Here is a 2,045-nt window from a genome sequence, read left to right as displayed (position 1 = left end):
CGGTGGAGCTGTTCGTGCAGCGCGCCGGCGCCGTGCGGCCGGGATTCACGCTCACGACGAGGGTCGTGGATGCCGTCGTCGCGCTGTGCCGTGCGCTCGAAGGCGTCCCGCTCGCCATCGAGCTCGCCGCGGCCCGGCTGCGCTCGCTGACGGCGGAAGAGCTGCTGGAACGGCTCGACATGGCCCTTTCGGCGTGGGACGGTCCGCGTGATCTGCCGGAGCGTCAGCGCACGCTCCGCGCGACGATCGCGTGGAGCGTCGATCTGCTGGATGAGGCCGAGCGCGCGGCGCTGGCGGCGCTGGCGGTGTTCCAGGGCGCCTTCACGTTCGACTCCGCCGAGAGCGTGCTGGTGGAGTCGGGTGTGGCCGATCCGGCCGCCGCCGTCGCCGCGCTCGTCGACGCGAGCCTGGTCGGGCGCGCGGCGGACCTCGACGGCGACTACCGTCTGCTCACCAGCGTCCGAGCGTTCGGGAGCGAGCTGGCCACGCCCGAGGAGCGCGAGCGCGCGACGGTCGCGTGGATCGCACATTACCGGCGCGTGGTGGCGGACTCCGCGGCGCGACTGCGGGGCCCGGAGCAGCTCGAGCGACTCCGCGCCCTGGATCGCGAGTCCGAGAACATCGCCGCCGTCGCCCGCACGCTCGTCCACCGCGGCGACTACGAGGCCGCCGCCGAGTTCGCGTGGTCGCTGTACCTGTATCTCTGGATCGGCGGATACCTCGGGGTCGTCCGCGCCCTCATGGTCGAGTTGCTCGCGACCGCCCCCGCCGCAGACCTGGCGCCGCGCGCTCGGGCGATCGCGCTCTACTACTGCGCCGCGGTCCGGTTCTGGCAGGATCCGTCGTTCGACCCGATCCCCGACCTTTCCGAGGCCCGCGACCTGTTCGAGCACGACGGCGATGGCGCCGCGGCCGCGCTGGCCGCCGTGTCGATCGGACTCGGGTGGCTCGCACGGCCCCTCGATCCCGATGGTCCCGATGGATCCGATGGATCCGACGATCCCGGTGGATCCGGTGGATCCGACGATCCCGATGGATCCGGTGGACCGGACGTCCCGGCGGCGACGGTGGAGTTCGAACGCAGCCTCGCCGGGTTCCGCGCCGCCCACGACGTCTGGGGGCAGGCGATGGCGCTCGTCGTGCTCGGCCGCGTCGGGTTGGCCCTCGGCGACCCCACGGCGGCGAAAGCGCGGTTCGAGGAGAGTCTGGCTCTCGCGTCTGCTCAGGGTGAGCGGCTCGGCATCGTGATCGCACGCAGCCACCGAGGGTGGACGCGCTTCCTGCTGGGCGATCTCGCCGGAGCGCGCGACGACTTCGCCGAGAGCCTGGACCACTCTCTGCAGTTGCGCCACGACGAGAGCATCGCCTACGGCCTCGAGGGATTCGTCGCACTCCGTGCCGTGGAATCGGATGCGGGCGCGGCAGGGCGGCTGCTCGGCGTGGCCCGCACTCTGCGTCGACGCAAGGGCATCCTGAATCCGGGAGCTTTCGACCTGTTCGCCGGTCCCGTCCAGGAGCTGCGCGACAGGGGCCTCTCGGCCGAGCTCGATGCCGCGATCGCCCAGGGCGCCACGATGTCGGTGAGCGAGGTGCTCGCCGATGTCCACGACTGACCGGGTCCTCCCCCTCACCCGGGCGGTCGCGATCGCGATCGTCCCGTTCCTCGTCGTCGCCGTCGTCATCCTGTTCGGGTTCCCGTCCCGCACCGAAGAGCTGTTCGCGTGGGCGATCGCTCCGCCGCTGTCGGCTTACCTCCTGGCATCCGCCTATGTCGGCGGGATCTGGTTCTTCGGGTGCACCGCGTTCGCGCGATCGTGGGATGCCGTACGTCACGGCTTTCCGGCGGTGGTCGTGTTCGCGGGGGCCCTGCTCGTCGCGACGCTGCTGCACCTCGACCGCTTCTCGCGGAACCTGCCGTTCGTGGTGTGGCTGGTCCTGTATGCGACGACGCCGTTCCTCGTCGCGGCGGTCGCGGTGATCCAGCGGCGGCGGGCGGCGGCGCTGCCGCCGTCGCCCCCGCGGGGCGACGTCCTGCTGTCCATGCG

At 72.1% G+C, this 2,045-nt stretch carries 1 protein-coding gene and 1 pseudogene; both read left to right on the top strand.

Annotated elements, in window-relative coordinates:
- On the top strand, window positions 1–1,613 hold a 1,613-nt coding region (locus tag WBP48_RS01130), incomplete at its 5' end, for an ATP-binding protein (RefSeq protein ID WP_424434820.1).
- Window positions 1,600–2,045: pseudogene (locus tag WBP48_RS01125) on the top strand (hypothetical protein); the annotation flags it as partial. The gene WBP48_RS01130 and the pseudogene WBP48_RS01125, both read left to right, overlap by 14 nt.

It is taken from the genome of Microbacterium sp. (assembly GCF_049661145.1).
Classification (GTDB): domain Bacteria; phylum Actinomycetota; class Actinomycetes; order Actinomycetales; family Microbacteriaceae; genus Microbacterium.
Note: the sequence above shows the minus strand (reverse complement) of the source record. Positions and strands in the feature narration are given on the sequence as shown.